18 protein-coding genes are annotated in these 22,939 nt (G+C 71.3%); 11 read left to right on the top strand and 7 right to left on the bottom strand.

Annotated features, from left to right (window positions below):
• Entirely contained in the window at positions 1-1,077 is a 1,077-nt protein-coding gene (locus G4D86_RS27270; protein WP_163996961.1) for an enoyl-CoA hydratase/isomerase family protein, read from the bottom strand.
• Positions 1,078-1,160: 83 nt separating this feature from the next.
• Here G4D86_RS27270 and G4D86_RS27265 point away from each other — a divergent pair, with 83 nt between their 5' ends.
• The 7 genes from G4D86_RS27265 to G4D86_RS27235 all read left to right on the top strand — a co-directional run bounded on the left by G4D86_RS27265 (position 1,161) and on the right by G4D86_RS27235 (position 7,768).
• Positions 1,161-1,844 (top strand): HAD family hydrolase, encoded by a 684-nt coding sequence (locus G4D86_RS27265; protein WP_163996960.1) that lies wholly within the window; start codon positions 1,161-1,163, stop codon positions 1,842-1,844.
• A gap of 104 nt (positions 1,845-1,948) precedes the next feature.
• Positions 1,949-2,488 carry a hypothetical protein gene (locus tag G4D86_RS27260; RefSeq protein ID WP_163996959.1) on the top strand — a complete coding sequence of 180 codons (540 nt, stop codon included), beginning with the start codon at positions 1,949-1,951 and terminating at the stop codon, positions 2,486-2,488.
• Positions 2,489-2,622: 134 nt separating this feature from the next.
• On the top strand, positions 2,623-4,152 hold the full coding sequence (locus G4D86_RS27255) for an NAD(P)-binding protein (RefSeq protein WP_163996958.1): 1,530 nt from the start codon (positions 2,623-2,625) through the stop codon (positions 4,150-4,152).
• A gap of 104 nt (positions 4,153-4,256) precedes the next feature.
• Complete coding sequence (rpmB, locus tag G4D86_RS27250) at positions 4,257-4,448, top strand: 50S ribosomal protein L28 (RefSeq protein WP_163996957.1); 192 nt, start codon at positions 4,257-4,259, stop codon at positions 4,446-4,448.
• A 17-nt stretch (positions 4,449-4,465) separates the two neighbouring features.
• Positions 4,466-5,404, top strand: coding sequence for an N-acetylmuramic acid 6-phosphate etherase (murQ, locus tag G4D86_RS27245; RefSeq protein ID WP_163996956.1), 939 nt, complete (start codon positions 4,466-4,468; stop codon positions 5,402-5,404).
• A gap of 37 nt (positions 5,405-5,441) precedes the next feature.
• Positions 5,442-6,596 carry an anhydro-N-acetylmuramic acid kinase gene (locus tag G4D86_RS27240; protein WP_163996955.1) on the top strand — a complete coding sequence of 385 codons (1,155 nt, stop codon included), beginning with the start codon at positions 5,442-5,444 and terminating at the stop codon, positions 6,594-6,596.
• Positions 6,593-7,768 carry a GTP-binding protein gene (locus tag G4D86_RS27235; RefSeq protein ID WP_163996954.1) on the top strand — a complete coding sequence of 392 codons (1,176 nt, stop codon included), beginning with the start codon at positions 6,593-6,595 and terminating at the stop codon, positions 7,766-7,768. The genes G4D86_RS27240 and G4D86_RS27235 overlap by 4 nt, the downstream gene beginning before the upstream one ends.
• A 20-nt stretch (positions 7,769-7,788) precedes the next feature.
• On the opposite strand, the gene G4D86_RS27230 is transcribed toward G4D86_RS27235, so the two are convergent.
• On the bottom strand, positions 7,789-8,874 hold the full coding sequence (locus G4D86_RS27230; protein WP_163996953.1) for a DUF4388 domain-containing protein: 1,086 nt from the start codon (positions 8,872-8,874) through the stop codon (positions 7,789-7,791).
• A 31-nt stretch (positions 8,875-8,905) separates the two neighbouring features.
• Between G4D86_RS27230 and G4D86_RS27225 the strand changes: the two genes are divergently transcribed.
• From G4D86_RS27225 to G4D86_RS27215, 3 genes are all read left to right on the top strand, one after another.
• Positions 8,906-9,841, top strand: coding sequence for a metalloenzyme (locus G4D86_RS27225; RefSeq protein ID WP_163996952.1), 936 nt, complete (start codon positions 8,906-8,908; stop codon positions 9,839-9,841).
• Positions 9,842-9,846: 5 nt separating this feature from the next.
• Complete coding sequence (locus G4D86_RS27220; RefSeq protein WP_240360493.1) at positions 9,847-10,770, top strand: hypothetical protein; 924 nt, start codon at positions 9,847-9,849, stop codon at positions 10,768-10,770.
• Between the two features lie 137 nt (positions 10,771-10,907).
• Entirely contained in the window at positions 10,908-12,770 is a 1,863-nt protein-coding gene (locus G4D86_RS27215; RefSeq protein ID WP_163996951.1) for a hybrid sensor histidine kinase/response regulator, read from the top strand.
• A gap of 7 nt (positions 12,771-12,777) precedes the next feature.
• Here the strand turns inward: G4D86_RS27215 and G4D86_RS27210 are convergent, their stop codons facing one another.
• The 4 genes from G4D86_RS27210 to G4D86_RS27195 form a co-directional block, all read right to left on the bottom strand.
• Positions 12,778-13,692, bottom strand: coding sequence for an OmpA family protein (locus tag G4D86_RS27210; RefSeq protein WP_163996950.1), 915 nt, complete (start codon positions 13,690-13,692; stop codon positions 12,778-12,780).
• A gap of 120 nt (positions 13,693-13,812) precedes the next feature.
• Entirely contained in the window at positions 13,813-15,492 is a 1,680-nt protein-coding gene (locus tag G4D86_RS27205) for a TldD/PmbA family protein (protein WP_163997048.1), read from the bottom strand.
• Positions 15,493-15,673: 181 nt separating this feature from the next.
• Positions 15,674-16,993, bottom strand: coding sequence for a nucleotide sugar dehydrogenase (locus G4D86_RS27200; protein ID WP_163997047.1), 1,320 nt, complete (start codon positions 16,991-16,993; stop codon positions 15,674-15,676).
• Between the two features lie 68 nt (positions 16,994-17,061).
• Positions 17,062-19,137: an alginate lyase family protein gene (locus G4D86_RS27195; RefSeq protein ID WP_205519755.1), complete on the bottom strand. Its 2,076-nt coding sequence runs from the start codon at positions 19,135-19,137 to the stop codon at positions 17,062-17,064.
• A 240-nt stretch (positions 19,138-19,377) separates the two neighbouring features.
• On the opposite strand from G4D86_RS27195, the gene G4D86_RS27190 reads away from it, so the two are divergent.
• Positions 19,378-20,382 (top strand): sensor histidine kinase, encoded by a 1,005-nt coding sequence (locus G4D86_RS27190; RefSeq protein WP_205519754.1) that lies wholly within the window; start codon positions 19,378-19,380, stop codon positions 20,380-20,382.
• A gap of 6 nt (positions 20,383-20,388) precedes the next feature.
• Here G4D86_RS27190 and G4D86_RS27185 read toward each other — a convergent pair whose 3' ends face one another.
• On the bottom strand, positions 20,389-22,935 hold the full coding sequence (locus G4D86_RS27185) for a hybrid sensor histidine kinase/response regulator (RefSeq protein ID WP_163996949.1): 2,547 nt from the start codon (positions 22,933-22,935) through the stop codon (positions 20,389-20,391).
• Positions 22,936-22,939: the final 4 nt, after the last annotated feature.

The following is a 22,939-nucleotide window of genomic DNA, read 5'->3' as shown; positions in this document are numbered from 1 at the left end:
TCACGCGCGGGGCGCCCAGTCGTCCCCGTCCAGCGGCGCGAAGCACGCCTCCACGTCCGCGTCGGTCACCTCGGACAGGGTGGCCGGCTGCCAGCGCGGCTTGTTGTCCTTGTCCACCAGCACCGCGCGGATGCCCTCACGGAAGTCCGCGCGGGCCGTCATCGACTGGCTCAGCCGGTACTCCACCGTCACCATCTCGTCGTAGTCGCGCGTGCGGCCCATGCGCAGCAGGTGCAGCGTCACCTTGAGGCTCATGGGGCACATGCGCATCAGCGTGGCCCAGGTCTCCTGGGCCCACGGTGTGCCCTCCAGCTCGAGCGCTTGCAGGATGTCGTCCACCCGCTCGGCCGCGAAGCACCGGTCGATGCCGGCGTGCTGCACTGCGAGTGCCGACGTCCCGGGGTCCGCGTGGAAGCCCGCGAGCACGCGCTCCACCACCGCGCTTGCCGGGCCGATGCCCCACTCCGCGCCGACCAGCGCCTCCAGCACCGCGTCCAGCCGCACGGACTCCACATGGTGCGTCGCGTAGCCGAGCCACAGGGCATCCGCCGCGCTGACCCGCGCGCCCGTGAGCCCCAGGTACGTGCCCGACTCGCCCGGGAAGCGCGGGAGGAACCAGCCTCCGCCCACGTCGGGAAACAGGCCAATCGCCGTCTCGGGCATGGCCAGCACCAGCTTCTCGGTGACGACGCGGTACGCGCCGTGGATGGACAGCCCGAGCCCGCCGCCCATGCAGATGCCGTCCACCAGCGCGATGAACGGCTTGCCGAAGTGGTGGATGCGGTGATTCAGCGCGTACTCGGCGCGGAAGAACTCCCGCGAGAGGCGCTCCTGCTCTCCGCCTGTCGCGGTGCCCAGCGAGGCGGCGACCGCGCGCACGTCGCCTCCCGCGCAGAAGGCCCGGCCTCCCGCGCCCCGGATGACCACCGCCTTGATGGCCGGGTCCGCCGCCCAGGCATCGAGCCGGGGGTGCAGCGCACGGCACATCCCCAGGTCCAGCGCGTTCAGGGCCTTCAGACGGTTCAGCGTCACCACGCCCACCGCCCCCCGCGTCTCCAGGAGCACGTCATCACTCATGCTCGGAGGGGATATCAGGCGGACGCCCGCCGTGCGCGGATTCCGTGGCCCACCGCGCGGTCGGAAGCGCTATGGGGGACACCATGACTTCCTCCATGGCTCCCCTGCGCGCGGTCGTCTTCGACATGGACGGCACGCTCGTCGACAACATGGTGTTCCACAACCAGGCCTGGGTGGCGCTCGCCCGGAAGCTCGGGCTGTCGCTGACGGCCGACGACTTCCAGATGCACTTCGCGGGCAAGAAGAACGAGGAGATCCTCCCCGCGCTGCTGGGTCGGCCCCTGGCCCCGGAGGAGATGCACCAACTCGCCGAGGAGAAGGAGAACCACTACCGCACCCTCTACCGGCCCCACCTGAGGCTGCACCGGGGCGCGGAGGCGTTCATCACCCGGCTGAGCGAGGCCCGCATCCCCGCAGCCATCGCCACCGCCGCGCCTCAGGGGAATCGGGAGCTGGTGCTGGATGGGCTCGGCATCCGGCCGCTGTTCAACCGCGTGGTGGGCGCCGAGGAGGTGACGCGTGGCAAGCCGTCACCCGACATCTTCCTCGCCGCAGCGAAGGCGCTGGGCGTGGAGCCCGGTGAGTGCCTCGCGTTCGAGGACGCGGTGCTCGGCGTCATGTCCGCGAGGGACGCGGGCATGACGGTGGTGGGCGTCACCACCGCGGCCCCCGCCGAGCAGCTCCGCGAGGCCGGTGCCGGGTGGACCGTTCCGGACTTCATGACGCTGCCTCCCGAGGTAGAGGCGCGGCTCTTCAGCGCCCGCTGAAGCCAACCCCGCCTGAAACATTGCGTCGTCCGCGCCGCCCCGTCCAAGCTCACGGGCTCGGCGAGGCTCCCGCCCACGGACGCCTCGCGAAAAGGCACACGCGCATGAGCTTCCTCCGACGGCTGCTGGTGTCCCCGCCGAAGCCCATCCTGCTGGCCCTGACGGTGGCGGCGGGCCTCGGCGGCCTCCTCATCGGCGGGCAGATGTCGGTCCGGGGCGGTGACATCATCGCCCTCGAGTTCATCTGGACGCCCGAGCGGGCCCGGGCGCTGCTCGACGCCTGGGGCCCGGTGAAGCACTCGGCCGCGTGGGACTCGGTGGTCCTCGACTTCGCGTTCATCCCGGCCTACGCGGCGCTGCTGATGGGGCTGGTGCTGCTCGTCGCGCGTGGCAGCAGCGGCCGGCTCCAGCGGCTGGGACTGGGGCTCGCGCTGATGCCCTGGGTGGCGGGGCTGTTCGACGTCGTGGAGAACCTCTGCCTCCTGCGCATCCTCGACGTCCCCGTCAGCCAGCTTCCCAGCGCGTCCCTGACCGTCGTCGCCGGAGTCTGCGCCGCGCTCAAGTTCGCCCTCGTCATCGCGTGCGCGCTCTACGTGCTCTGGGGCGGGGCCGCCTGGGCCGTGGGGCGCGTCCGGGGACGATAGGCGCCGGCCCCTCTGGGCAGCCCGTGCGCCCTGGTAGGTACAGTGCACACGCGCCCGGGGTCCGACCGCACCGGTGCGGCTCCATGCGCCAAAAGGGCGCCAGCGGCGGGCGCGTTGTGTAGTGTTGCGCGCCCATGGCGACGTCCTCAGCCAAACTCAAGCTTCCTTCGGGCCCGTCCCGGCACGTGTATGACGTCATCGTGCTCGGCAGTCAGCTGGGCGGTGCGCTCGCGGCCGCGCTGCTCGCGAAGCGCAACCACCGCGTCCTGCTGGTGGAGCATGACGGCATGGGCCCAGGCTACGAGCACGAAGGCTACGTGCTCCCCTACGCCCCCTTCGTCACGCCCCCGCTGAAGACGATGCCCGTGGTGGAGGAGGCCCTCACCGAGCTGGGCCTCACCGCCACCGTGCAGCGCTCGCTGCGGCCCCATGCCCCGGAGCTGCAGCTGCTGCTCCCGAAGAACCGCATGGACCTGCACGCCGACCCCGCCCGCCGCAAGGCGGAGGCCACGCGCGAGCTGGGCGAAGAGGGCGAGGCGCTCCTGGGCGCCCTGGCCGGCGCCGCCGCCCAGCACGAGTCCACCGACGCCTTCTTCAAGGAAGTCCCCGCCCTCCCCCCGGACGGCTTCTTCGAGAAGTGGGGCCTGAACAAGCTCATCAAGGCCCACCCCGGCCTGGACGCCGCGCCCCGCCTGGCCGGGGACTCCCCCGCGCAGAAGCTGGTGCGCGGCCTGCTGCCCTTCGTCAGCCACCTGGAGACCCCCGAGTCGCCGCTGGCCCGCTCGCGCCCCCTCTCCCAGGTGCTGTCGTCCCCCTCCTCCTTCAACGGCGGCCGCGAGGGCATGCGCGAGCTGCTCACCCGGCGCGTCATGGAGCTGGGCGGCGACGTACTCGGCCGCGACAGCCCGGCGGGCTTCATCGTCGAGGAGCTCACCTTCGACGGCAGCAAGTTCGCGGGCATGAAGCTGTTGCGCTCGGACACCGTGTACCGGGCCGCGTGCCTCGTCGCGGCCACGGATGCCGGCGCGCTGCGGCGGCTGGTGACGGACAAGAAGCACAACCGCGGCCTGCTGGAGCACCTGGACCAGTCCGCCACGAAGTCGCTCCTCTTCACCGTGAACTGGGTGGTGCCGGAGTCGGCCCTGCCGCGTGGCCTGGGCGAGCTGGCCCTGGTGGACACTGGAGATCAGGAGCTGGGCCCGCTGCTGGTACAGGTGCACCAGGCGCGCACCGCTCCGGGCCCCGGCGGCAAGGAGGGCAAGGAGGCGGAAGGGCTGCGCGTGGTGTGCGTGGGCGCCTTCGTCCCCGCCTCATACCGCGACCTGGGCGAGGAGCACCTCCAGGGCGTCGCCAACCGCATCGACGAGCACCTGGACGCGCTGATGCCCTTCACCGCGCAGCATCGCCTGCTGCGCTCGGCGCCCTACCTGGATGCCGGAGGAGTGCGCGGCAGCCGGCTCATGCCCCACCCGCTCTACAGCTTCGAGTCGGAAGCCTTCCTGGGCGTCACGGGTTTGAGCCAGCGCACGCCGGCGAAGAACATCCTGCTCGCCGGGCGCGAGGTGCTGCCCGGTCTCGGACTGGAGGGCGAACTTCTCGCTGGTATCCGGGCGGCGCGGATGGTTCAGGACATGTTGAAGAAGAAGGATCCGCTCAAGGGCTGATCCTCCGGCGGTATGGGCTGGATTTCCTGCGCGGCTTCTGGCAGGTTCCGCCGCTCTTTTAATGGCAGGCGTCCGACGCCCCAGTTTTCAAGGAGTTAGAAGTCATGGCGTGGAAGTGTGACATCTGTGGGAAGCGTCCGCTGGTGGGTAACAACGTCAGCCACGCGAACAACAAGACCAAGAAGCGCACCCTCCCGAACCTCCAGAAGGTCCGGGCCAACGTCGAGGGGACCACGACGCGCGTGCTGGCGTGCACCCGCTGCATCAAGGCGGGCAAGGTGACCAAGGCCGCCTGAGGCCTGGGCGTTCGAGGGTGGGCACGACTCGCGCTTCACGGCCGTCACTGCCCCCCACCGAGCGGCTTCATCCCCGCGCGGACGACCTGGATCTGCTTTCCATCAGGTCGGTCGTCCGCCGGTTGCATGACGAAGACCTGACCGCCGTCCGTGCGGTTCGTGCCGCGCTTCCCGCCATCTCGGAAGCGGCACGGGCCGTCGCGGATGCGTTGCGGACAGGCGGCCGGCTCCTCTACGTCGGGGCCGGTACCAGCGGGCGGCTCGGCGTGCTGGACGCGAGCGAGTGCCCACCCACCTTCGGAGTCCCTCCGTCCCAGGTGCGCGCCGCCATCGCCGGTGGCCGCCGGGCGCTGACGCACGCCGTGGAGGGCGCCGAGGATGACCTCGAGGCCGGAGCCACCGCGGTGCGCGCCTTCCGGGCGGGCCCGAAGGACGTGGTGTGCGGCATCTCCGCGAGTGCCTCCACGCCGTACGTCCTGGGCGCGCTGCGCGAGGCGAAGCGACGCGGCGCCCGGACGGTGCTGGTGTGCTGCAACCCTCCCGGCCCCAAGGCAAACGACGCGGACACGGTGGTGCTGGCGCGCACGGGGCCGGAATTGGTGGCGGGCTCCACACGGCTGAAGGCCGGCACGGCGACGAAGCTGATCCTCAACGCGGTGACGACGGCGGCCTTCGTCTCCCTGGGCAAGGTGTACCGGGGGCGCATGGTGGACCTGCGCCCCGCCAACGCGAAGCTGCGCACCCGCGCGGCGCGCATGGTGGCGGAGTTGACGGACCTGCCCGCGGCGCAGGCCTCGAAGCTGCTGCGAGCCGCCGGCGGCGAGGTGAAGCTGGCGCTGGCCATGCACTTCACCGGGCTGGACGCCCAGGCGGCCCGGCAGCGGCTCCAGACGGAGGGCCTGCGTGCCCTGTCGCCGGGCAGGCGGAGGGGCTCGAAGCCCCGGAAGCCCCGGTGAGGAGCGGAGCGTGGGCCCCGGGGCTTACACTCCCGGTATGCGCCTGCCCCCACCCCTCTCCGACGCGCGCCAGCCCCGCCTCTGCGTGGGCCTGCTGTCCGGCACCAGCGTGGACGCCGTGGAAGCGGCGCTGTGCGAGGTGACGGGGACGGGTGAGGACGTGCGGCTGAGGCTGCTGGCCCATGTGTCCGTGCCCTTCCCTCGTGAGCTGGTGGCGCGGGTGCTCGGGCCACAGGACGCGGGCTCGCTGAGCCGGCTCAACTTCGAGCTGGCCGAGCACTTCGCGGACGCCGCCCGGCAGGTGATGGCGCGCGCCGGGGTGTCGCCGGAGCAGGTGGCCGCCATCGGCTCGCACGGCCAGACGATGGCGCACGTGCCACCGGGCGCGGACAGCACGCCCTCCACCCTGCAGATTGGCGAGCCCGCCGTCATCGCCGAGCGCACCGGCGTGCCCGTCATCAGCGACTTCCGCACGCGCGACGTCGCCGCCGGAGGCCATGGCGCGCCGCTGGTGCCCTACCTGGACTGGGCCGTCTTCCGCGGCCGGGACGCGCCGCGCGCCCTCCTCAACCTCGGCGGCATCGGCAACGTCAGCGTCGTCGGCGCGCGGCTCGAGGACACCATCGCCTTCGACACCGGCCCCGGCAACATGGTGCTGGACGGGCTGGCCCGGCTTGTCACACAGGGGCGGCTGACCTGCGACCTGGACGGCACCCTGTCACGGCAGGGCCGGGTGATGCCGGAGGTGCTCGCGGAGTTGTTGGCGCACCCCTTCCTGGCCCTGCCCCCGCCCCGGAGCGCCGGACGCGAGAGCTTCGGCGCGGTGCTGGTGGACCAACTGTGGGCGCGGCACTCGGAGCGGCCCTACGACTTGATGGCCACGGCGCTGGAGCTCACGGTGGAGAGTGTCGCCCGGGCCTGCGAGACGTGGCTCCTCCCGCGCTTCCCCGGGATGGAGGCGATGTACGCCTCGGGGGGAGGAACGCGGAATCCGGCGCTGATGGAGCGGCTGCGCGCCCGGCTCGCCCCCCTGCCCGTCCACACGCTGGAGGCTCTCGGTTTCCCGGAAGGAGCGAAGGAGGCGGCCCTCTTCGCCCTCCTGGCGGCCGAGCATCTGGTGGGGACGGCGGCGAATGTTCCGTCCGCAACTGGCGCGAGGCGTCGAGTCGTTCTAGGTAAGCTGACACCGTGAGCAGCGTGAACCTGATGGCCCGCGAGGTGGCCGCGAAGATTGTCTTCTACGGGCCTGGCCTGTCGGGGAAGACGACCACCTTGCGGAAGATCTACGAGACGGTCCGCCCCGCGCACCGTGGCGAGATGATGTCCATCGCCACGGAAGGCGACCGGACCCTCTTCTTCGACTTCCTCCCCGTGAAGGTGGAGCGCGTGGGCGACTGCTCCGTGCGGCTCGCGCTCTACACCGTGCCGGGCCAGGTCTTCTACAACGCCACCCGCAAGCTGGTGCTCCAGGGCGCCGACGGCGTGGTGTTCGTGGCGGACTCGCAGCCGGAGGCGATGGACGCCAACCGCGAGTCCCTCGCCAACCTGGAGGAGAACCTCTTCGAGCACGGCATCCGCCTGGACCGCTTCCCGCTGGTGATGCAGTGGAACAAGCGGGACCTGGAGGGCGTGCTGCCGGTGGAAGAGCTCCGCAAGGAGCTCAACCCGCGCGGCGTGCCCGAGTTCGAGACCGCGGCCGCCAACGGGCGCGGGGTGCTGGACACGCTGAAGGCGATTACGCGGCTGGTCATCAAGGACCTGCGCTCCAAGCGCATCGTCCCGCCGCCGCGCCCCACGACTCCTACGGGCGGGCAGCAGCCCGCGGGTCTGGAGGCGCAGCTCACGCAGCACCTGCAGAACCGGCAGCAGCCACAGCCCCCGGGGCAGCCTCAGCACCCCGGTCAGCAGCACCCGGCGATGGCCTTCGGTGGAGGCCCCGCGCCCGCCCTGGCCCCGACGCCGGTGCCGCGCGTGGCGCCGGTGGCCGTGGTGGCGCCGCGAATCGAGCCGGCGTCCGTCGTCGCGCCCCAGGTGGGCCCGAAGCTCCTGGGCGCAGCGAGCGCGCTCGCGTCCGGGGACATGTTCGACCATGCCCGCGCCGCCGAGGCCGCGTTCATGTCGGGCGACTACACGACGTGCGTCACCGCGTGCACGGACGCCATCCGTCGCGCGCTGGCCTACGCCGGTGAGGGTCCGCTGGCACAGCAGGCCTTCCTGCTCCGCGTGGACGGGGCGGACCTGCTCCGCTTCCAGGGCATGGCCACGCAGCAGCACATCCGCGTGGACGACGCCGCCTTCGCCCTCTACGTGCTGATGCAGGTGTTCGTGCGGCTCAATGCGGTGGGGCTGCCGAACGCGGAGTAGCAAGCCTCCGCGCTGAAGTCTCAGCGCGGATACGTGAGCCGCAACAGCCCCATCCGCAGCAGCTTCGCCAGCGTCTTGAGCGTCTCCAGCTCGCGCGCGGGGCTCGCCAGCACGAGCGTGGACACGTCCCACGTCCCGCTCACGAGCCCGACAATCTGCCGCTCCTCCGGCTTGAGCATGGAGAAGCCCTGCGGGTCATGCACCAGCACCGGGACGACGAGCGGAGGCATGTCCGTGTAGAGCGCCGCCACGTGCTCGCGCTGCACCAGCCGGGCGAACTCGCGCACGCGCCGGTCCGCGGGGTCGCTGGCCAGCAGGGACGCGCAGACGATGCCCGCCGCGTCGAACTGGCCCTCGCGCATCAGCACCGCGCCCTTCTCCAGCATCTCCGCCACCGGGTCCGCCTCCACCTGCGGCGCCCCGTCCACCTCCACCAGCTTCGCCCGCAGCAGCTCGTACACCCGCCGCGTCACCGACGAGCGCGACACGCCCATCGACAGCCGCAGCCGCCCCAGGTTCTGCGGTGACGAGCACAGCCCCAGAATCAGCCTGTGCATCAGCGGCTGGCTCGCGCTCGGCGGCGACAGCGCCTTCACGCTCAACGCGTCAATCGGCAGCGCCTTGTCCACGTCCGGCTGCTCATCCACCCAGCGCAGCGACTCGAAGAGCAGCTCGCGGATGCTCATGTCCGACGGCACCCAGTCCTCGCCCGAGCGGTCCGCGTCCTCCGTCCAGTGGAACGTGCCCCGCGCCGCGATGGTCAGGTCCGTCATCGCCGCGAACAACTCCTCGCGGCCCAAATCGCGAATCCACCGCGCCTGCAGGCCATGCGAGTCGAACGCCGCATCCACGTCCGGGTTGCGCGTCAATTCGTCGAAGGCCGCCAGCACCTTCGTCCCCGACGCCAGCTTCCCCAGCGTCAAAAGCCGCGCCACCCTCCCCCGCAGTCCCTCGGAGGCCGTGGCGCTGACCTGCCCGGAGAGCACGAAGAGCTTCCGCTCGCCGGCCTCCCAGGAGAGCTGGAGCGTTCCCGTCTTGCGGGAGCCGTCCAACCATTGAAGGAACTCGGGAAGCGGATAGCTGAAGAGGTCGCCGTGGAGGGCCATGCTGTCAGATTCGAGGATACAGTCGACAGCCGTGCGCGTCGCGGTCCTGTTCATCGATGGCGTGGGCATCGGCCGGAAGGACCCGGCCATCAACCCGCTTGCCCACAGGGAGCACCTGCTTTCCTGCTTCCAGGACGCCCCGGGCCCCTTGCTCCCCGAGGGCGGCCGCTACATCCCCGTGGACACCACCTTCGGCGTGGCCGGCCGGCCCCAGTCGGCCTCCAACCAGACGGCCATCCTCACCGGAGACCCCGCCCCCGCCCTGCTCGGCCAGCACATCCTCGGCTACCCCAACGCCCCCCTGCGCGGGCTGATGGCGGACCGCTCCATCGTGAAGCGCCTGGGCGCCGCCGGCCGCACCGCCACCTTCGCCAACGCCTACCCCGCCCCGTACCTGGACGCGATGGGCGTGCCCCGCCGCGAGAGCACCTCGCCGCCCGAGTTCACCATCGCCCCTGAAGCGCGGCGCAAGGTGAAGCCGTCGGCCGCCAAGCTGGCCTTCACCGCGGGCGGCGTTCCCTTGCGGACACTGGACGACGCGCGTGCCGGGGACGGCCTCACGCCCGACATCACCGGCACCGCCGCCCGCGCCCACGGACTGTCCGTGCCCGAGCGCACGCCTGAGGAGGCCGCCCACGTCTTCTGGCACGTCGCCTCCGGCGCGGACTTCACGTACTTCGAGCACTACCTCGCGGACGAGGCCGGACATGCCCAGGACCTGACAGCCGCACTGTCCGCGCTGGACACCTTCGACGCCTTCGCCCGGGCCGTGGTGGCCACCCGCCCGGCGGACGCTCGCGTGCTCGTCTGTAGTGACCACGGCAATGTGGAGGACCTCTCCACGCGAGGCCACACCCTCCACCTCGTGCCCGTGCTCTACTTCGGGCCTCCCGAGCCGGAGGTGGAGGCCTTCTCCACCGTGGCCGACGTGGGGCGCGCGGTGCTGCGCTGGCTCGGGGCGGAGTGAGACACGTGAAGCGGGGAAGGTCGCAGAGCGGGTGGAGTCCCGGCCGGGTGGCGGCGCTGCTCGTCGCCGGCTGGCTCACGGGCTGCGCCAGCACCCGCAGCACCAGCGTGCCCGCCGAGGCCCCTTCCACGCAGACGGAGGGCGGCGTGGCCATGAAGACGCCCACCGCCGGCGCCCGCATCGAAGTCGAGTACCGCGAGAAGGACACCACCGCCGCCAGCCAGGTGCGGCTCGCCGTGGAGCGCGCCCTCCCGAAGCTGGCCCGCTGGGGCAGCTTCGACGACTCCGTCACCATCGTCGTCCACCCCAACCACGCCGCCCTCGAGCGCGCCGCCAACCGCTCCGGCTACGACTTCCTCCGCGCCTGGGCCCGCTACGAGCAGATAGAGCTCCAGAGCCCCAGCACCTGGACGCTGCTCGGCGCCAGCCAGTCCCAGGTGGACGAGTTGCTGCTGCACGAGCTCACCCACAGCCTCATGTACCAGGTGGCGTCGGACAGGCTGGGCTGGACGCGCAAGGGCATCCCCCTCTGGTTCCGCGAGGGCATGGCCTCGTACACCGCCGAGCAGGGCTACCGCGTCCCCAGCCTGGATGATTTGGAGCGCTACTGGCGCACCCACCCCACCGCGGACCCGCTGTCCCAGGCGGACACGCTGTACCAGGGCGAGAGCGACATCGTGTACGCCGCCGCCCACCACGCCTTCACCTTCCTGGTGCGCCGCTACGGCGAGCCCACCGTGCGCGGCGTCCTCCACGCCATGAGCCGCGGCCCCGACTTCTCCACCGCCTTCGCCGAGGCCGTGGGCCTGAAGCCCGAGGTCTTCCTCCAGGATTTCCGGAACTACGTGCGTTGGCGCGGCTTCAAGGGCGGCCGGAAGCTCGCCCCCCTGCGCCCGGGCCCCTCCGCCCCGCCTCCCACCGCGCCCTGAGCCCCAGTGCTGTCGGCCACTTGCACTTTTTAAAAGTGCACACTGGATGCAGGGAACAAGTTGGTGACATTATTCTCACCGCGTTGGAATCCAGGAGACACTTGGGGAAGTGCCGCCCGGACCCGAGGGGTGAGTTCATGGTCGAGCAGCAAGGCGCACGGCAGGAAGCGTCCGGCGAGGTCTCTGAACCGCGGACGCTGCTGGAGCGCCTCCAGCAGTCGGAGGCCGTCCTGGAGCGCCTGTGCGCACCGGATGCCTCCGGCGTGGGAGAGGAGGCCCACCTCGCGCTGCGGCGGGAGGTGAGTGCGCTCCGGCAGATGCGCGGCGAGCTGGGGCTGCTGCTGGAGCGCAGCGCGCTGATCGCCGACACCTCCCACCGGCTGCTCAACCTTCCGCCCGAGGAGATGGAGTCGGGCATCCGCGCCGCGCTCGAGTTGCTCGGCCAGCACGTGCGAGCGCAGCGCTGCTACGTGGGCCTGCTGTCCGAGGACGCGGCCCTGGTGACGGACGCGTACGAGTGGTGCGCGCCGGGGACGGAGGCCTTTGGTCTGGAGTCCATGCGCGGCAGCTCCACCGCCGACTTCGCGTGGACGATGCGGCAGTTCCAGGAGGGCCGGACGGTGACGGTTTCGGACCCGGCCATGCTCCCTCCCGAGGCCGCCGCCGAGCGTGGCTCCTTCGCCGCGCGGCGCGTGCGCGCCTACGTCAACGCACCCCTGTCGCTGGGGGGCCGGCTCGTCGGGTGGATGGGCTTCGACTCGGTGGGAGCGCCCCGCAACTGGACGCCGGAGGAGCTGCACCTGCTGGGGCTGACGGGCAGCGCGCTGGTGACGGCGATGGAGCGCAAGCGGCGCGACACCCTGCTGCTCCAGGAGAAGGAGGGGGAGCAGCGTGCCCGCTCGCTGGGCATCATCGCCGCGGGGCTCGCGCACGAAATCAACAACCCGCTCGCGTACACGACGGGCAACCTGGAGTTCCTGAAGCAGCAGCTGCCCTGCCCCCAGACCTCGGACGGCACGGGGGACGAGTGCCACCAGGTGCTGGACGAGGCCCTGGAGGGCGCGCGGCGCATCCGGCGCATCGTCGCGGACCTCGGGGCCTTCTCGCGCGGGGACACCGGCGACGAAGAGGCGGTGGACCTCAAGGCCGTCGTCGAGAGCACCCTGCGCATGGCCGCCAACCAGCTCCGCCACCGCGCGCAGGTGGTGCGCGAGTACGACGCGGAGCTGCCCCACGTGCGCGGCACCACGACGAAGCTGGGCCAGGTGGTGCTCAACCTCGTGCTCAACTCGGCGCAGGCCATTCCCGAGGGGCGCTACTCGGAGCACCGCCTCACGGTTTCACTGCGCAGCGCGGTGGGCGGGGTGGTGCTCGCCATCACCGACACGGGCCGCGGCATTCCTCCGGAGGTGCTTCCCCGCATCTTCGACCCCTTCTTCACCACGCGCCGCATGGGCGGCGGCATGGGCCTGGGGCTGGCCATCTGCCGCGACATCGTCAACGCGCTGGGCGGCGGGATGATGGTGAGCAGCGAGCCCGGCCAGGGCACCACGGTGGAGGTGCGCCTGCCGCGCCTGGAGCTCGCCCCGGCGAAGGACGCCGCCGAGGAACGGGTGCCGCCCTGCAGCGGCCGGCGCGTGCTGGCGGTGGACGACGAACCGCGCGTGCTGGACCTGCTGCGGCGGATGCTGCGAGGGCACGAGCTCATCACCGCCGCCAATGGCCGCGAGGCCCTGGAGTGGCTGCGCACCGACCGCGCCTTCGACGTCATCCTCTGTGACTTGATGATGCCGGAGCTGACCGGCATCGACGTGTACCAGGCCGTCCGTGAGTCCTGGCCGGGCCTGCACGAGCGCATCGCCTTCATCACCGGTGGCGCCTTCACCCCCGACACGCAGCGCTTCGTCGAGCAGGTGGGCAACCCGCTGCTCACCAAGCCCTTCCAGCCCGCGCACGTCCACGGCCTGCTCGCCGCCTCCGGCGTGCGCTTCCAGAACTGAAGCCAGCTCAGGGACCCGAAGGCTCCGCGACCAGCTCCACGCGGCGGCTCTTCGCGAAGCACTCGGGCGTGTGCTCGGTGCATGGCGGCCGCGCGTCTCCCTGCGACTCCAGCACCAGCCGCGCGTTCTCCACGCCGAGCGACAGGAGATAGGCAGCCACGGACTGCGCGCGCCCCTGGCCCAGCGACGCGTTGACGGACTCGGGCCCGCTCGCGTCGGCGTGCCCTTGCAGGCGCACGCGCAACGCCGGCTGCTGGAGCAGACACTCCGCCGAGCGCCGCAGCACGGCTTCCGCCTCGGGACTGAGCCGCGTGTCGAAGTAGCGGAAGAAGACGGGCTCCATCGCGCACGAGGCGGAGACCTCCGCGCGGGCCGAAGACTCGGGCACGCGGCGCCGGGCCTCGGCGAGCACCTCGTCCACCGCGCGCAGTGCGGCGGCCTCCGCGAGCGGCAGGTTCTCCACCGGCCCGTACTCGATTCCCACCACGGCCTCCTGCGGCTGGCCCGCGAGCACGAAGGCCGGGCGCTGCTGCCACTGCACCGTGACGCCCTCGCGCGCGAAGGCGGTGGAGGTGATTCGCACCACCTCCCCGGGCCGCGCGTCCAGCGTGACGCGCCCCCGCATCACGAAGCGGTAGCCGTCCACGTACGAGAAGACCGGCGAGCGCCCCTCGTACACCACGCGCACGTCCAGCTGGCGCATGCCGGGCGCGAGCGAGGACCGGCTCCCGTCCAACGGCGCCGCCAGAGGCTGGCCATCCAGCACGTACTCCAGCGAGCGCAGCTCGAAGCCCCCTTCCGACCCCAGCCGGTCCTCATGACTCAGCTCCAGCGAGGCCGGTGCGGAGGACGCAGGCTGGGCGCGCGCGGCGAAGGCCACGGTGAGCACGAGCAGCGCGAGGAAGCGGGCGGAACCCATCATCGGAATGAGACGCAGTCGCGAGGGCGCACACAAGTGCCCCCGAGCGCAGGTGCGGGCACACCGCGAGCCCGGTGTAGGACGACCCCTTCACCGGAGCAGCGGCCACGCCCGCGCATGGGACTACGGCGTGGCCTTCTGCATCGCCGGGTCCTTCAGGGCCGCGGGGCTGGAGAGGATGGGCGGGCGGTCCTTGCCCTCCATCGCGCGCTGCAGCTCCATCTCCTGGAGGAGAATCGCGGGCGCCACGGTGGACACCGGCACGTTGCCGCTCTCCGCGCCGCAGAAGCCGTTGAAGATGCCCTGCTTCTGCCCGGACGCGAGGATGCGGTTCACCGCCGACAGCGGCGTGCCGACGATTTCCACGCCGCGCACCAGCGACTCCTGCCCCGTCTTCACGTCCACCCGGTACACCATGCGCGGCACGCCCTTGAAGGCCTGGTAGCCGTAGTTGGACGTGTTGGTGTTGCCCCCGGTGATGTCGCGGATGATGAGGCCATACGGCTTGCCCTGCCGCTTCGCCTCGTTGATGAGCAGCCGCTTCAGCTCCGCGTCGCTCACCGCCTTGGTGCTGTCCACGATGAGGTTCGCCATGCGCGCCACGGGCTTCAGCGTGCCCTGGCTGCGCCCGTGCCCGTTGGACTGGAGGAACCCTTCCGCGGGCCGGCGCCCCAGGAGGTAGTTGCGCAGCACGCCCTTCTCCACCAGCGTCACGCGCTGCCCCTTCACGCCCTCTTCGTCGAACTGGTAGTAGCCGTTGAGCGGCTCCCCGTTGAGCACCTTCAGCGACGGGTCGTCGTGGATGGAGAGGAACGTGGGCAGCACCGCCTTGCCCACCTGGCCCTTGAACGTCTTGCCCTCGTTGTCCCCGTCCTGCCTGTCGCCCTCCAGCCGGTGCCCCACCGCCTCGTGGAAGAGCACGCCAGAGGCTTCGGGCGCGAGGATGGCCGGGCCCGTGTACGGGTCGATGGCCGGCGCCGCGCGCAGCGCGAGCAGCTCCTCGATGACCTTCCCCGCCGCCTCGCGAACCTTCGCGTCTTCAGGAAGCCCCGCCTCCGAGGGCGAGTAGAAGTCGCGCGAGTCGTCCAGCAGCTGCCCGTCCGGAGCCCGCGTCACCGCCGAGACGTGCAGGCCGTACAGCACCTCCTCGGAGATGATGCGGCTGCCCTCGGTGGACACGAACAGCCGCGTCACCTTGTCCGCGGTGACACGCACCTCCGAGTCGAACAGCTCCGGGTGGGCGTTGAACAGGCCGGACACCTCGCGCGACAGCTTCACCCAGCGCTCCCGGTTGAACGGGGCGGGCACGGCTGGCTGCACGAGCGTGCTCGGCTTCTCCTTCGTGAAGGACGGAGGCCGCTTCGGGTCCTCCACCGAGTAGACGTCCTCGCCCTTCTTCTTCAGGTACTGGAAGAGCGCCGACTTGTACTTCTCGTCGGTGATGAGCCACAGCGCGGTGCGCAGCGCCAGCGGCGAGTCATCCAGCGGCCCTTCCTTGCGTGCGATGTAGCTGGTGCCCTTGGTGGAGAAGCTGAACTCGAAGCCCTCCGGCACGGAGCTGTCGAAGTCGTAGCTGCCCACCCGCACGTCGACGTACAGCTTCCGCTCGCGGTAGCTGTCGTCCATGAAGATGGCGCCATAGCGCGCCGCCACGGCGGTCTGCTCGTAGTCCTTGAGCTGGTAGCTCATGAAGTACGGCGGCTCATGGCTCTGCATCTTCAGCTGCTGCTGGTTGCGCGCCAGCTCGCTCGCCATGGCGTCGAGCAGCGTCACGCGGGCGTCCGGCGCGGGCGCCGCCGCCATCAATACCGCCGAGGCCGCCAGCAGGGGGAGTACGGGACGAAAGAAGGTTCGCACCTCCCCACTCTATCCAACCCCTGACACAACACGAGCAGGTCCTCGCCTCCAGACGCCCCTCCCGACGTCCGACAGGCGAGGACCCTTGCCCGGAGGGTCGGTATCCGGGCAACTCCTCGTCAGAAGCTCAGGCCTTCGTCACCTTCTCGCGGCCCTTGCTGACGTTCTTCGTCGCGTTGCGCGTGTCGATGACGATGTTCGAGTTCGCCACCACCGCGCTGTAGTCGATGTTCGAGTGGTCCGTGAGGATGAGGACCGCGTCGTACTGGCCGAGGTTGTCGGTGTTCAGCGGCACCGACTTCATCTCCATGTTGAAGCCGTGGCCCTTGTGGAGCTCGGGGACGTACGGGTCGTGGTACTCGAGCTCCGCGCCCTTCTCCTTGAGCAGCGTCATGACGCGCAGAGACGGGCTCTCGCGCATGTCGTCGATGTCCTTCTTGTACGCCGCGCCGATGCAGAGGACCCTGGCGCCGTTGAGCGTCCTCTTGTTGTTGTTGAGCGCCTCCATGGTGCGCTGCACCACGTAGTAGGGCATCTGCCAGTTCACCTCGCCGGCCAGCTCGATGAACTTGGTGTGGAACTCGAACTCGCGCGCCTTCCACGTCAGGTAGAACGGGTCGATGGGGATGCAGTGCCCACCGAGGCCGGGGCCCGGGAAGAAGGGCATGAAGCCGAAGGGCTTGGTGCTGGCGGCCTGGATGACCTCCCACACGTCCACGTTCATTCGGTCGCAGAGCATCTTCATCTCGTTGACCATGGCGATGTTGACGCAGCGGAAGATGTTCTCCAGCAGCTTGGACAGCTCCGCCACGCGGGTGGAGGAGACCGGCACCACTTCCTTCAGCGCGCTGCCGTAGAGGGCGCAGGCCACCTCGGCGCACTCGGGAGAGTAGCCGCCGACGATCTTCGGAATCGTCTTGGTGTTGAAGTTCTTGTTGCCCGGGTCCTCACGCTCGGGGCTGAAGGCCAGGTAGAAGTCCACGCCCGCCTTGAGGCCGTTCTTCTCGAGCAGGGGCTTGAGCACTTCCTCGGTCGTACCAGGGTAGGTGGTGGACTCGAGGATGAAGAGCTGACCGCGGCGCACGTACGGCGCCAGGGCCTCACCCGTCTGGATGATGTAGCTCATGTCCGGCTCACGGGAGGCCGTGAGCGGCGTCGGGACGCAGATGATGACGCAATCCATGTCCTTCGCCTTCGCGAAGTCCGACGTCGCCTTCAGCTTGCCCGACTTGCTCAGCTCCGCCAGCGGTGCGCTGGGGATGTGCTTGATGTAGCTCTCACCCTTCTCGATCTTGTCGATCTTTCGCTTGTCGATATCGAGCCCCATCACCGGGAAGCCCGCCTCGGCGAAAGCCATGCCCAGCGGAAGACCGACGTAACCCAGACCCACGACCCCGACCCTCGCGTCCCGCGCCTTGATGCGATCCAGCAGCGGGCTGCCAACCATCACCCTCATCGTCCTCACCTCTCCTGATGCGACGTGCCGTCAGTGACGGTCACGCCCCGACCCAACACTCACCTGAAGACAACCACCCATCTCAGCCACACCGGAGGAGTCACCTGCCCCCGGAACTCCACCGCCAGCGCCGACACCACCCGGCCATACCCTGGCGAGTACCGCGACGGCGCCAGCTTCAGCGCCAGGCCCTTCTCCACCATCACCCACGCGTGGGGCGCCCCTTCCGGGCCCAGCTCCACCGCGAGCGACTCGAACTCGACCGGCCCTTCCGCCACACGGCGCGCTCGGGCCAACACCTGCACATCCGGCGCCACCATCCGCGCCTGCTCGTCCGGCAGGTGGAACCGGCCCACCACATCGTGCCGGCCCATGCCGATGAACCTGTCGCGCCCCGACAACGCGCGCTCAAACCTGTCGAGCCGGAACGTGCGCTCGATGCCCACCGGCGCCGGCAGCATGCGGTAGCCGTCGTGGCGGACCAGCAGCCTGTCCACGGTGCCCCCGGGAAGGAAGGCCACCACGCGAGCCCGGGCCTCTTCCGGCAGCGCGAACAGCCGCGCCGGGTCGAGGGTGGACTGCTCCGCGCCATCCACCTGCACCGTGTTGTGCGCCGAAGTGCCGCGGAACCAGTTCCGCGTGGCCGGGTCTCGCGTGTACGTGCCCGTGCCCGGATCCACGATGACGGGACGCCCGTCGAGGTGGAGCTCGAAAGAAAGTTTGTCGTTGTGGCTGTGGCCCCCGACTCCGCCCTGCCCCTGCTTGCCCGCGCAGACAGTGATAACGGCACCCGCGCCGCGCAAGATGTGAAAACCACCTTCCGGAAAACTTACCGACACCGGCGCGGGCGCGGCAGGAAGCGCGCGGAAGCGCTCCACGCCCGCACGGCCCAGCAGCCACGCCGCCTCGTCGGGAAGCTCGCCACCGCCCAGGCCCGCATCGCCGAAGAGTACCGCGCCCAGGCCCACCAGGTAGCCGTGCTCGTTGTCCTCGCGCTCACGCAGCGGGAAGACGCGGCCGGAGTCGTTGTCACCCAGCTGCGGCGCCAGCCCCTGCTCCGAGCACCACGCACGCACGGCGTGGAACATGCGGCGCAGCCGCGAGTCGTACGCCGGCCCCAGCGGCACGCCCGCGCCTCGCGCCGCGAGGTACGCCAGGGCGAACAACTCCACCGAGAGCCGGTGGTAGGGAATGGAGCCCTCGAAGGACGTGCCCTCGAAGTGCACCTGCGCCACCATCTGGTCTCTCAGCCCACCCACCGCGAGCGCCACCTGCTGCGGCGCGCCCGGCAGCTCCGGGAAGAGCAGCCCCACCACCAGCAGTCCCACGTAGTTGGAGACCAGGTGGTTGTTGGGCACCGCGCCCTTGTCCTCGAGGTGGGCTTCCACCCAGGCGGTGTGCTCGGCAAGCGCGCCCAGCACGGGCACCAGGAACTCGGGCCGGCGCACCTCGGGTGCGTCGGAGAACATGGCCAGCGCCTGCGCGAGGTTGGCCGCTCGCAGGGCAATCTCCATGGCACACGTCCAGTGGACGCCCATGCCCACGGGGTTGGCCTGCAGGAAGTCCAAAGTCTGCGCCACGAAGGCGGCGGCGAAGCGCGAGCGCTCCTCGCGCGTCGTCGAAATCCAATACCCCTGCGCCAGCGCCACCGCGCTGTCGAGCCGGCCCATCACCCACGGGTACTTCGGGTCCTTACCCGTCGAGTGCAGCGGCATCCGCTCCACCGGCTCCACCGGGTAGCGGTGGCCGCTGATGGGGTCCAGGGACCAGTCCACCGGACGGCCCTCACCAAAGGACACGCGCGTGCCGAAGAGGTTCCACTCCTGACGGAGCGCGGCGTGCGCGTGGGCCCGGGCACGCTCGGTGGCACCGGGCAGCGCGGCGAGCGCCTCGAGCACCGAGGCCCGATGAGAGACTTCGCACCAGATGCGTGAGGAGCGCTGGCTGAGGGCCAGGTCCGCCAGCTCGTCGGCGCTCGTCGCGCCGAAGGCCTGGAGGAGCTGGACCTCGTCGGCGCGCTCTCGCCGGCGATACAGCGCCTGCCTGGCCACGCCTTGAACCCGCCGCACCGCGCTCCGCGCAAGCCCTGCCGGGGCCAGTCGTGCGATCGCCGCGTAGTAGTCGAGAGTCCCCATCCGTCCCTTCCGCCGCCCGTCGCGATGCCTGTTAGCAAACGCCCGGCCAGTGGGTACTTCCGAGGAGTTGAAGGGGTTTGCGCGATCACCCTGCCCCGCGGGGCAGTAAAAAAGCGGGAGGAACGGGGTGCAGCGAGGGTAAAGGATTTCCGATCCACGCCCTTCCGCTTCTCAGGGTGGGCAGTGTTGCGTCCCGGCCGCGCCGTGCCCATACCTTGGCGCGTGCTGGCGGGTGCTTGGATGGGGCGGCGCGTTGGGGACAACCCCGACGCAAGGGTGGAGAGGGTGCTCGCGGCGGTAGCCGAGCGGGCGCTGCGGTGTGGCACGCGCGCGGGGCTGGATGCCCTGGTGCGCGAGGCACTGCGGCTGACCGGCGCTTCCGGGGCGGCTCTCTATGATGGGCGCACGTGTGTCGCGAGGGCCGGCCGTGCCGCCCCCGCGAGGCCGTGTGCCACGACGGCGCGGCGGCAGGCGCTGGTGGTGTGGCCCGAGCCTCTCGGCGCCACGGACCAGGAGATGCTTGCCCGGCTCGCGCACTTCGGGGGCTCATTGATGGCGGCGCACGCGCGGGAGGTGGACGCGGGAGCGCGACAGGCGCGGCTGCTGGAAGCGAAGCAGCGGCTGGAGCGCGCGGTGTCGCACGCGGAGCAGCGACGCTCCCGGGCGTCGCACGATCTACGCACGCCGCTGATGGTGATGAAGGGCTACGTGGACATGATGGTGAAGGGCACCGCGGGCCCGCTGACACCAGCCATGCAGCGCTACCTGGACCGGATGCAGCGCGTGGCGAACGACCAGGGCGCCCTCATCGAGCGGCGCCTGGCGAAGGTGGTGGACGAGGGCGTGGAAGACCTGCGCCCGCTCCTCCGCTCCGCCTTCCTCTCGTCGGCGCGAGGAGGCCGCACGGCGGACGTGACGATGACGCTGCCGGACCGGCCCGTGGCGCTGAAGGGCCCGAGGGCCTCGGTGGATTTGCTGGTGCGCACGCTCGCGCGTGCCGTGGCGGCGTCCGGCGCGGAGGTGACGGTGCGCGTGGAGCCCGCGGAAGACCTGGGCATGTGGCGGCTGCGCGTGGACGTGCGCGGAGGCAGGGCGCTGCCGGAGAAGACGGCGGCCGTGCTGCGGCACCTCGCACAGCGACTGCGGGGCGGGCTGGCACTGCCAACGGAGGACGAAGGCAGTCTGGTGGTGCACCTGCCCGCGGACGACACCGTGCCCGCGTCGCTCGCGGCGCACGGCGGGTGAGGCACCTCAGGACGCGGGCAGCAACTGCCGCACCAGCTCCAGCAGCTTCCCGCGCTCCACCTCGCGCTTGACGAGGTAGCCATCCGCGCCCGCCTCCAGGCCCGCGGCCCGGTCCTCCGGGCTGTCGAGCGAGGTGACGAGGATGATGGGCGTGCGGTGCAGCGTCGGGTGCGCCTTCATGCGCCGGGCGAGCCCCACGCCGTCCAGCCGGGGCATCTGCCAGTCACTCACCACGAGCTGGCAGGGCGAGCGCTCCAGCACGCCCCACGCCTCCTCGCCATCCGCCGCCGTCACCACCGGATAGCCGGCGATTTCGAGCAGCGACTTCATGGCGAAGCGCGTGGTGAGCGCGTCGTCGCACACCAGGATGCGAGGCCGCGTCGCCTGCGCCGTCGGCGAGGAGCGCGTCTCCGGCCGGGCCGCCCGCACCAATTCCGTCGCGTTGAGCACCGGCACCACACGGCCGTCGTCCAGCACCGCCGCGCCCGCCAGGTGCCGCACGCCCTGCACGTGCCGCCCGAGAGAGCGGACGACGATTTCCTGCTGGCCCACCACCTCGTCGATGGCGAACAGCACCTTGTCGTCGCCCACGGACAAGAGCGCCGCCGTCTGCAGCTTCCCCGTGTCCAGCGCCATGGGCAGCCGCGGCAGGCCGATGGACTCCGCGAGCGGCAGGAAGGTGAGCTGCTCGCCGTCCACGCGCGCCACCACGCGGCCCGCCACCGTGCCCACGTCCTGGGGCGTCAGGCGCAGCACGCGCTTCACGCTGTCGGAGGGAATCGCGGACACCGTCGTGCCCGTGCGCACCAGCAGCCCCAGCGCCGCGGCCAGCGTCAGCGGCAGGTCCACCGTGAAGCGCGTCCCCTTCCCCGCCGTGAAGTCCACGTCCACCGAGCCCTGCAACCGCTGCGCGGTGGCCTGCACCACGTCCAGCCCCACGCCCCGTCCGGAGGTGGCCGTCACCTGCTCGCGCGTGGAGAAGCCGGGCTGGAACACCAGCCGCGCCGCCTGCGCGTCCGTCAACTTCTCCGCGGCCTCCACGGTGAGCAGCCCCCGGCGCACCGCCGTGGCCCGCACCCGCTCCGGAGACAGGCCGGAGCCGTCATCCTCCACCACCACCGCGATGCGCGTGCCCCGGGGCTCCACCCGCACCGACAGCCGCCCCGTCTCCGACTTGCCCGCCGCGCGGCGATCCGTCGTGGACTCGAGCCCGTGGTCGATGGCGTTGCGCACCAGGTGCAGCAGCGGGTCCTTCAGCGCGTCGAGGATGCGCCGGTCCAACCGCACGTCCCCGCCCACCAGGTCCAGCGACACTTCCTTGTTCAGCCGCGCGGACACCTCGCGCACAGTGCGCCGCAGCGGCTCCAGCACCGTCGACGACGGCACCATGCGCAAGTCCCGCAGGTCGTCGCGCGCCACCTGCACCACCAGCGAGAGCTGCTCGCCGTCGCGGTGCGACTCCTTCGTCAGCTCCAGCAGGCGCTTCTGCAGGCCCCGCATCAGCGTCACGCCCGAGCGCAGCGGCTCCAGCGCCGGCCCGCCGCCCGACAGGGTGAGCTGCGACGACGCGCGCTCCAGGTGCAGCAGCACCTCGTGCATGCCGTCCATCAGCACGCGGTGCGCCTCGCCACGCCGGGTCTGCTGCGCCCGGCCCGCCATCAGGAGCTCCACCTGCAGCGCGAGCGACTCCAGCGTCTTCACCGACACGCGCACCGAGCGGTCCGCCGCGCCGCTCGCCGCCTGCGAGGCCCCGGCCGTCGCCTGCACGCCCGAGCCCTCCGACGACGACGACGGCGCCGGCACCGAGCGCAGCGCCTCCACGGCGCGCTCCACCGCGCCCGCGCCGCCCGAAGCCTCCAGCGCGGCCCGCAGGTCCACCAGCGTGCCCGCCACGTCGGACGCGGCCATGCCCGCGGCGTCGCCACCGGGCTCCATGCGCGTGAAGGCCAGCGCCGCGGCCTCCGCCAGCGAGGCCACCTTCTCCGCCCCGGTCTCCTCGGCCGTGTGCCTCAGCGCGCGAGCGCGCTCCACCGCCGTACGCACCACCCCCGCGCGGTCCGGCACGTCCGGCGAGCACAGCGCGCCCAGCGCCGCCTCCAGCGACTCCAGCGCGTCCAGCCCCTTCGCCACGCCGCTGCTCGCGCCACCCGCGGGCGCCGGCACCGAGCCCTCGCGGCCCAGCGCCGACAGCAGCGCGCCCAGCCCGTCCACCACGGGAGACTGGCCCGCGTCGCCACGGCCCATGGCGGTTTCAATCGCGGACAGGCCGCGCAGCATGGACTCCACCGCGTCGCGCGGCAGCCGCTCCTCCGGCTTGAAGGTGGAGAGCCCGTCCTCGATGGCGTGCACGACCTGCTCGATGTCGTCCAGCCCCAGGCTGGCCGCAGAGCCCTTGAGGCTGTGCACCAGGCGCTTGAGGGACGGCAGCAGGTCCGGCTCACGCTCCTGCGCGGGGCCCTCCAGGCCCAGCACCTTCGACCCGATGGCCTGGATCTGCTCGCGAGTCTCCGCGGAGAACACCGGCCAGATGCTGCGCAAGAGCTGTGCGTCCATGGCG

Origin of the sequence: Pyxidicoccus caerfyrddinensis, from assembly GCF_010894405.1 — a bacterium.
Taxonomy (GTDB): domain Bacteria; phylum Myxococcota; class Myxococcia; order Myxococcales; family Myxococcaceae; genus Myxococcus; species Myxococcus caerfyrddinensis.
The sequence above is the reverse complement of the archived record's forward strand: the minus strand, read 5'-3'. Positions and strand labels throughout refer to the sequence as shown.

Bases quoted from the DNA above. Each gene is read 5' to 3' on its own strand.
- G4D86_RS27270 (WP_163996961.1), bottom strand. From the start codon at position 1,077: ATGAGTGATGACGTGCTCCTGGAGACGCGGGGGGCGGTGGGCGTGGTG.
- G4D86_RS27265 (WP_163996960.1), top strand. From the start codon at position 1,161: ATGACTTCCTCCATGGCTCCCCTGCGCGCGGTCGTCTTCGACATGGAC.
- G4D86_RS27260 (WP_163996959.1), top strand. From the start codon at position 1,949: ATGAGCTTCCTCCGACGGCTGCTGGTGTCCCCGCCGAAGCCCATCCTG.
- G4D86_RS27255 (WP_163996958.1), top strand. From the start codon at position 2,623: ATGGCGACGTCCTCAGCCAAACTCAAGCTTCCTTCGGGCCCGTCCCGG.
- rpmB (WP_163996957.1), top strand. From the start codon at position 4,257: ATGGCGTGGAAGTGTGACATCTGTGGGAAGCGTCCGCTGGTGGGTAAC.
- G4D86_RS27240 (WP_163996955.1), top strand. From the start codon at position 5,442: ATGCGCCTGCCCCCACCCCTCTCCGACGCGCGCCAGCCCCGCCTCTGC.
- G4D86_RS27230 (WP_163996953.1), bottom strand. From the start codon at position 8,874: ATGGCCCTCCACGGCGACCTCTTCAGCTATCCGCTTCCCGAGTTCCTT.
- G4D86_RS27215 (WP_163996951.1), top strand. From the start codon at position 10,908: ATGGTCGAGCAGCAAGGCGCACGGCAGGAAGCGTCCGGCGAGGTCTCT.
- G4D86_RS27210 (WP_163996950.1), bottom strand. From the start codon at position 13,692: ATGATGGGTTCCGCCCGCTTCCTCGCGCTGCTCGTGCTCACCGTGGCC.
- G4D86_RS27205 (WP_163997048.1), bottom strand. From the start codon at position 15,492: ATGGCGGCGGCGCCCGCGCCGGACGCCCGCGTGACGCTGCTCGACGCC.
- G4D86_RS27200 (WP_163997047.1), bottom strand. From the start codon at position 16,993: ATGGTTGGCAGCCCGCTGCTGGATCGCATCAAGGCGCGGGACGCGAGG.
- G4D86_RS27195 (WP_205519755.1), bottom strand. From the start codon at position 19,137: ATGGGGACTCTCGACTACTACGCGGCGATCGCACGACTGGCCCCGGCA.
- G4D86_RS27190 (WP_205519754.1), top strand. From the start codon at position 19,378: ATGGGGCGGCGCGTTGGGGACAACCCCGACGCAAGGGTGGAGAGGGTG.
- G4D86_RS27185 (WP_163996949.1), bottom strand. From the start codon at position 22,935: ATGGACGCACAGCTCTTGCGCAGCATCTGGCCGGTGTTCTCCGCGGAG.